The following is an 8,335-nucleotide window of genomic DNA, read 5'->3' as shown; positions in this document are numbered from 1 at the left end:
AATTATCAAAGGGCTTTGTTTTATTATCAAGAAGCCTACGAAAACTATCAGGCCGCAAATAAGACCAAACACCAAGTCAGCGCTAAAACTGCCATTGCCGCTGTTTACTACATGGAGAACGATGACGATAACGCGCTCCGGGATTATCGGGAAGCATTGAATCTATCCGAACAATTCGGGTATGAGGATTTTCAGGTGTACTGCCTGCGTTGTCTAATCGGGATTCTTTCGAACAAAGGCGTAACCAACGAAACCTACGATTATGTAGGTCGTTTTCTCCAGTTGTCGGATAATTTATCGCCGAATGATTGCTGTGTTTTGGGAGAATATTATTTGCGTATTAATAAACCGGATAGCGCCGAATATTATTTGAACGCAGCGATTTCAGCCAATATTGGGGGGCCGCGCGAAAACGATGCGGCAGCTAAAATTCTTCTTGCCGAAACCTATACGTTGAATGCAGATTACCGAGCGGCCTACTTGATGCAAAAGGAGTGTCTTGCTTTATGTGATTCGATACATTTAAGCTATATGAATAATTCTGCGGCTGAAACCGAACTGCGATATAAAGACGAACGCTTGGAATTTGAACGCTATCGCTCCAGTGTAAGACAAAATGTAATTTATATTATCGCTTTGGTTTCAGTCATAGCGATCTGCGGCATTATTTATATCTTCTACCGCAGAAATAAGATGCAGAAACAAAGAATCGAGGAATATCTGACGCTGATTGACGAACTGAATAAGACCAAATTGCAACCTTCCTGGGACGGATCGACGCATTCATCATCGGGGTCTGCACCCAGGGCGAAACGACCGTTTCGCTCAACATGCGCGAATATCGGATCACGCGCAATACGATGTTCATATTCGGACCGCGCTGCGTCATGCAGGCCCGGTCGGACAAACGCTTCAAAGCCCGTATTCTGGCCTTCTCCTCCGAATTCATGCGACGGCTCACCCTGGACACCAAACGCATCCTGCAACTGTTCCTGCAACTGGCCGACCACCCCTGCATCGAGTTGCGGAGCGCGGAGGGCGAATCGCTCGGCGATTACATCCGTCTGATCGACACCGAGCTTCAGGAGCCCGAACTGCAATTCTCCCGCGACATCGTCAGCGAACTGATCGCCGCGACGATCCACAAAGTCGGCAACCTGTTCCAGACCTATCTCGCGGAACACCCCGAACCGGAGGCCCGGATGCAAAACCGCAATGAAGCCTATTTCCGGCAATTCCTGGAGTTGCTGAGCGACCACTACAAAAAGGAGCGCAGCGTGAATTTCTACGCCCACAGCCTCTGCATCACGCCCAAATACCTCACAACGATCATCAAGTGCATCAGCGGCAAACCCGTATCGGACTGGATCGACCATTTTGTCCTGCTCGAAGCCCAATCGCTGTTGAAATATACGAACATGAGCGTGCAGGAGATCTCCTACCAACTCAATTTCCCGAACCAGTCGTTTTTCGGATGCTACTTCAAACGCCTGACCGGCATGTCGCCCTCGCAGTACAAGGCGCTGGCGTAGCGACAACGCTTCCGCGCATCTATTCCGTGCCCAACAGCCGGTCCCAAACCAACCGTTTGCGCGCCAGCATGCAGGCCCCGACGATTCCGGCATGCTGCCCCAGCCGCGAAGGCAGGATCGAAAGATGCTGGTTCATCAGCCGGAGCGAATATTTGTGAATGGCCAGCGTCACAGGCTGCAGGAAGTAATAAGGCGCCACCTCGGCGATCTTTCCGCCGATGACGATACAATCGGGATTCAGCAGATTGATGAGTCCGGCCAGCTGGTGACCCAGCTCGCTGCCGACCTGCGAGACGAGTTCGATGCACAGCGGATCCTCCTGCTCGGCGGCGGCGATGATGTCGGCGATCGTAATAACGTTGCCGCCCCAGACCTTGCGCGAAAGGACCGACGCCTCGTGGTTATGGATACGCTCGATGAGCTTGCGGCAGATGGCGCTGCCCGAAAGTTCGGTCTCGATGCACCCCTTCTTGCCGCAGTGGCACATGATATTGTTGTTGTACATGTGTACGTGGCCGAATTCGCCCGAATAGCCGTCCTTGCCGTAGTAGATCTCGCCGTTGACGATCAGGCACAGCCCGAGGCCCCACCCGACATTGACGTAGATCACGTTCTCGTATCCCGAACGCTCCTTGGAGGCATACTCGCCGTAGGCCATCGCCTTGGTGTCGTTCTCGATGAACACCGGGATTTTCAGCCGCTCGCTCAGCAGATCGGTCAGCGGCATGTCGCGCGTCTCCTCGAAATTGAAGACCGAAGCGCTCGTACCCGTCCGCGAGTTGACCCGTCCGCCGATATTGAAGTTGGCGCAGACGACCTTACCCGGCAATTCGGTCTCGGCCCGCACGATGAAACGCTGGATGTGGTTGCAGATTTCATCCAGCTTGTTGTGCGTATTCTCGAAATAGAAATCCGAGATCTGCTCCATCCGCACCATTTCGCCCGAAAGGTCCATCAGGCCGATGGCGAGTCCGTGCGACTTGATATCCACCCCCAGGAAGCTGCAGGCCTCGGACTTGACCCGATAGAGCGCCGGACGGCGTCCCCGTTTGTTGGTCTTGACGCGGTCGACCAGTTCGAGCAAATTTTTCTCCTGCAGTTCGGCGACATGTTTGGCCACGGTCGTGACGCTGAAATTCGTGGCCTGCGCGATGTCGGGAATCGTAAATTCCTTTTTAATGAATATGCTTTTTAAAATCGAGACCTTCACAGCCCGAGCGAACTCGGCCGAAGGGGGTTCAAAGGCGAAAGGATCGAACATAACTACGCAAAATAGACGGATTCTGTTGACAAATATACAAATTATCACACGGAATACAAACAATTTAGCGCTTATTATAAACACAAATTTACAAATACACACTTAATTTAACAAACGCGCTTTACAAATTACCGCACACACATACAACAAATAACACGATATTACACAATGAATTAAATCTCCGGATACAGCCACAACGGCGGTTCGACAATAAAAAAACTTCATTTTTTAATTCATTTTATATTCCGACAATAGGTACAAATTGAAAAAATCTCTATTAATTTGTTCTTCATAACGAAATAGTTGAGATTCGTCCCCACGAGAGCTCAATACCACCTAAATTCCTAATTATTAAATGTATGAAGAACTTATGACAAATCTTTGCTTCCGATTCTTGAGGGGGGGGGGAGCGGCGCTTGTTCGCACTTCTCCTGGCCATTACGCTATCGGTTCCTTCGTTTGCGTTCGCCGCTGACGAAGCATCGGAGTCGAATGCGTACAGTGCAGCTCCGGCTCGTGCCGAGAGATTGATCGCCAAAGGAAAAGTCATCGATCCCAATGGTCAGCCGGTAGCGGGCGTCGCCGTTATCATCGATGAAACCAAGACGGGTACCGTTACCGACGGCAACGGTTACTACGTGATCGACGTTCCCAACGTAGGCGTTCACCTGACCTTCACCTGTCTGGGTTACAAGCCCCAGACGGCTGTCGTGCCCAAGTCGCTCAGCCTCGATATCTACATGGAAGAGGATACGCTCGAAATGGATGCCGCAGTGGTCGTAGGTATGGGTCACCAGCGTAAGGCCAGCGTGATCGGCGCCATTTCGTCCGTTTCACGCGACGCCCTGAAAATCCCGCAGCGCAACCTCACGAACGCCCTGGCCGGTAAGATCGCCGGTGCGGTGGTCGTGCAGCGTACGGGCGAGCCGGGTCTGGACAACGCCGAATTCTGGATCCGCGGTATCTCGTCGCTCAATTCGAGCGCCCCGCTGGTACTGGTGGACGGTGTGGAGCGTTCGATGTCCGACCTGTCGATCGAGGAGATCGAGACCATCTCGGTGCTCAAGGACGCATCGGCGACGGCCGTTTACGGCGTACGTGCCGCCAACGGCGTCGTGCTCGTGACCACGCGCAAGGGTATCGCCCAGAAGGCGACCATCGACGTGAAGATCGAGAGCGGTATATCGAACCTGGTGAACATGCCCAAACTGCTCGACGGCGCCAACTACATGCGCCTCTACAACGAGGCCTACGGCAGCGAATTCTATTCGCCCGAGCAGATCCGCATGACCGAAACCCATGCCGATCCCTACCTCTATCCCAATGTCAACTGGTTCGACGAGCTCTTCACGAAATTCTCCACCAACTCGCAGGTTTCGGTCAACGTACGCGGCGGTGGCGAGCGCGCCCGCTACTACGTGACGGCAAGCTACCTGCGCGACAACGGTAACCTCTACAACAATCCCGACACGGATTACAACACCAACATCAACATCACGCGCTACAACTTCCGCTCGAACATCGACATGTCGCTCACCAAGACGACGACCCTGTCGCTCGAAATCGGTGCCAACATGACCGACGCCCACCAGCCGCGTCCGATCACCTCCAGCTACAATTTCCAGTCGCAGGCCTCCGAGCTCTTCTCGGCATGTTATCAGCAGGACCCCATCACCACGCCCGTTCGCGTTCCGCTCGGTTACAACGAATTCGGCGAGATGCAGTGGGGCTGGGGTGCGCCGCTGTCGACCAGCGTGGGTAACCCCGCCGAGCGACTCTTCGGTTCGGGTTACAACAAGACCTACCGCACGTCGGTCATGAGCCAGATCATTCTCAAGCAGAATCTGGACTTCCTGACCAAGGGCCTCGACTTCACGGCATCGTTCTCCTACGACGTCAACACCGTTTCGATCCAGTCGCGCGGCAAGTATTCGTCGCTCTACGCCGTGAACGGCGTCGACGACGAGACGGGTCTCTACTCGCTCGTTCCCAAGCGCGAAGGCGACGAGTTCCTCGGTTACATCTACAGCAACACGGGCGACCGTGCCGACGAGTTCAAGGCGCAGTTCAACTACGAGCGCGTCTTCAACGAGCGGCACCGCGTAGGCGCCATGGCCATGTACTACCAGCGCAGCTTCAACAACCTGGCCGCCGGCAGCTCGATCCTCGCACTGCCCTATCGCAAGCAGGGTCTGGCATTCCGCGCCACCTATTCTTACGACGACCGCTACTTCATCGAGTACAACATGGGTTACAACGGTTCGGAGAACTTCAAGTCGGGCGAGCGCTTCGGCGTATTCCCCGCAGGTGCCATCGGTTACCTGATTTCGAACGAGCCCTTCTGGAAGGTGAAGTGGATCAACCACCTGAAGATCCGCGGATCGATCGGTCTGGTCGGTTCCGACGTACTGGCCGCAGGTCGTTTCGCCTACCTGAGCACCTGGGAATCGGGTCTGGGAGGCCACTACTTCGGTCCCAACGCCACGTGGTCCGCAGGTATCGGCGAGGCACAGGAAGGCGTTCTGGGTCTGACCTGGGAGAAGGGTCTCAAGAAGGACCTCGGTCTGGAGCTGAAGATGTTCGACTCGATGGTATCGATCGATCTGGACTACTTCCACGAGAAGCGTTGGGATATCCTCATCCAGCGTTCGTCGGTTCCGGGCATCGCCGGTCTTAACCAGCAGCCGCTGGCCAACATGGGTCGCATGACCAACCACGGTTTCGAGGCTACGGCCGAATTCAACCACCATATCGGCAAGGTCAACTACCGCATCTACGGTAACTTCTCCTTCGCCCGCAACAAGATCACCGAGAAGGACGAGGCTCCGACCGATCCCTGGCGCATGCGCACGGGACACCCGCTCAACCAGCAGTTCGGTCTGATCGCCCTAGGTCTGTTCGAAGACCAGGACGAAATCGACCTGAGCCCCGAGCAGAAATTCGGTACGGTACGTCCGGGTGACGTGAAATACCTCGACTACAACGGCGACGGCGTGGTCGACGCACACGACGAAGTGGCCATCGGCTATTCGCGCGTTCCGGAAATCAACTACGGTTTCGGTCTGCAGATCAACTGGAAGGGTCTCGATTTCGGCGCCTTCTTCCGCGGTCAGGCACACGTCAGCTACTCGCTCGGAGGATCGTTCTTCCCCTTCGCCAACGGCGTGGGCAAGGGCAACCTCTTCGCCAAGGCGATGGACCGCTGGTCGGAGGAGAATCCCAACCCCAACGCGTTCTATCCGCGTCTGTCGGCAAGCGCCTCGGCCAACAACCAGAAGGCCTCCACGCGTACGATCTACGACGGCAGCCTGCTGCGTCTTTCGGACCTCGAAGTGGGTTACACCTTCCGGGGCAAGCACCTCAAGTCGTGGGGATGCCAGTCGCTGCGCGTCTACTTCGTAGGCAGCAACCTGCTGCTCTTCTCGCCCTGGGACATGTGGGATCCCGAGAGCGGCTCGACCAACGGTAGCAACTACCCGCTGGCCCGCAAGTTCAACCTCGGCGTGAGAATCTCCTTCTAATCTAAAACCGACGAACGATGAAAAAAATATTTTATCTGCTTATAGCTACTGCAATGTTCGCGGGTTGCGAGTATCTCGACAAAGAACCCGACGACATGAAGACCGACAAAATGGTCTGGAGCAACCGCGCCGAGGTCGTGAAGTATCTCACGAACTGCTACGCGTCGCTGCCCATGGACCGTTTGCACCAGGACGACCCCTGGCTGGGATGCGCCGACGAGTGCGACATTCCGTGGTCCGTATACCCGACCTACAACATCAACCTCGGTGTCTGGGAGCCTTCGACATCTTTCTATGTCAAATGGAACACCTTCTACCGGACCATCCGTGCGACGTTCGTTTTCGAAAACAACGTGGGTAAATGCGGCAACCTGTCGCAGGACCTCAAGGACCGCTACCTGGGCGAAGCGCTCTTCCTGCGCGGTTACTACTACTTCCTGCTGCTGCGCCAGTACGGCCCGGTCGTGCTGATCAAACAGCAGATGAGCAACGACACCGACTTCGGCAACATGCCCCGCTCGCCGTTCGACGAGTGCGCCGCCTACGTCTGCGAACTGATGGACCGCGCCGAACGGCTGCTGCCCGACTCCTACGCCTCCGAGGCGGACAACCTGGGCCGCGCGACGGCAGCCGCAGCGCTCTCCGTCAAGGCCATGATGCTCATGCTGCAGGCTTCGCCCCAGTGGAACGGCAACCCCGACTACGCCGACTTCGTGAACCACGACGGCACGCATCTGGCCAGCACCACCGCCGATTCGAAGCGTTGGGAGACGGCCGCCGAAGCATACCGGGCCGTGATCGACAAGGCCGAGGCTACCAACATCAAGCTCTACACCAACGGCGACGTAGGCGTGGATTCGAAGGATTTCAACCCCTACAAATCCTACTACAACCTCTTCAACAACGGCTGGAACTCGGAGATCATCTTCGGTTCGATCGACCAGGGCACCATCTCGTGGGATAACCACGGCGAGCGTTACGCCTGGATGGTCCACACGATTCCCGAGGGTGCCGGTTCGGCCACCTGTATGGGTGCCGTAGGTCCCACGCTGCGTCTGGTCGACGCCTTCTACATGGAGAACGGCCGCACGATCGAAGATCCCAACTCGGGTTACATCGAGCGCGGTTTCGCCACCAAGGACGGCGAACACTACAACTTCAGCGGCGTGGATATGAAGACCGAAGCCGGCCGCAAGACGCAGATCCGCGACCTGAAGAACCTCGACGCCTGGGGGCATGCCGAGGGCGACTGGAACATGTTCTGCAACCGCGAGCCGCGTTTCTACGCCTCGATCAACTACAACCACCGCGTACAGCTCCCTTATTCGGACGACGCAGGTCACCGCAACGGATTCAACATGTACGCTTCGCAACAGGACGGCTGGGGCCGTTGCGAGCTCTACTTCGGCGGTAAGTCCAACTCAGGTCAGAGTCTCAACTACTCGATGACGGGCTTCCTCACCCAGAAGCGCGTCGTTGCCGAAGCCGACTTCTACACGCGTATGACGCTGCCCGGAAAATACGTATCGATCTACATCCGCTACGCGCAGATCCTGCTCGACTACATCGAGGCTCTGAACGAGTACGATCCGACCAACCCCGACATCCAGAAGTACTGGGACGACATCCGCAAGCGCGCCGGTCTGCCGAGCATCTTCGCGACCTATCCCGACATCAAGGGCAAACAGAAGGATCAGCGCGAGTACATCCTGCGCGAGCGTCAGATCGAGCTCAACTTCGAGGGCGACCGCTACTACACCACGCGCCGTCGTCTGCTCTCGGAGACCGTAGCCAAAGCCCGCACCGACAAATACGGCGATGCAGGTTCCGTATGGGGCCTCTCCGTTCGCGGCGGCGACCCGAAGACCAACAACTTCAAGTCGACCGAGTTCTACGAGCCCGTCGCTTTCGAGCAGCGCGTATTCAAGAAAGCCTACTATTTGTTCCCCATCCCGCAGAGCGAGACCGACAAGAGCCCCGCTCTGGTCCAGAACCCCGGATGGTAATGGTTTTTAACACGA

General features: G+C 56.0%; 4 protein-coding genes. 3 read left to right on the top strand and 1 reads right to left on the bottom strand.

The window, feature by feature from the left end:
* Positions 1-752: 752 nt before the first annotated feature.
* Positions 753-1,532, top strand: a complete 780-nt coding sequence (locus DWW03_RS15095) for an AraC family transcriptional regulator (RefSeq protein WP_310592084.1) — start codon at positions 753-755, stop codon at positions 1,530-1,532.
* A gap of 19 nt (positions 1,533-1,551) precedes the next feature.
* On the opposite strand, the gene DWW03_RS15090 is transcribed toward DWW03_RS15095, so the two are convergent.
* Positions 1,552-2,793, bottom strand: coding sequence for an ROK family transcriptional regulator (locus tag DWW03_RS15090; protein ID WP_118406972.1), 1,242 nt, complete (start codon positions 2,791-2,793; stop codon positions 1,552-1,554).
* A gap of 416 nt (positions 2,794-3,209) precedes the next feature.
* Between DWW03_RS15090 and DWW03_RS15085 the strand changes: the two genes are divergently transcribed.
* Positions 3,210-6,314: a SusC/RagA family TonB-linked outer membrane protein gene (locus tag DWW03_RS15085; RefSeq protein ID WP_118406971.1), complete on the top strand. Its 3,105-nt coding sequence runs from the start codon at positions 3,210-3,212 to the stop codon at positions 6,312-6,314.
* Between the two features lie 17 nt (positions 6,315-6,331).
* Positions 6,332-8,320, top strand: coding sequence for a RagB/SusD family nutrient uptake outer membrane protein (locus tag DWW03_RS15080; RefSeq protein WP_118406970.1), 1,989 nt, complete (start codon positions 6,332-6,334; stop codon positions 8,318-8,320).
* Positions 8,321-8,335: the final 15 nt, after the last annotated feature.

This window comes from Alistipes sp. AF14-19 (assembly GCF_003461645.1).
Lineage (GTDB): Bacteria > Bacteroidota > Bacteroidia > Bacteroidales > Rikenellaceae > Alistipes > Alistipes shahii.
The sequence above is the reverse complement of the archived record's forward strand: the minus strand, read 5'-3'. Positions and strand labels throughout refer to the sequence as shown.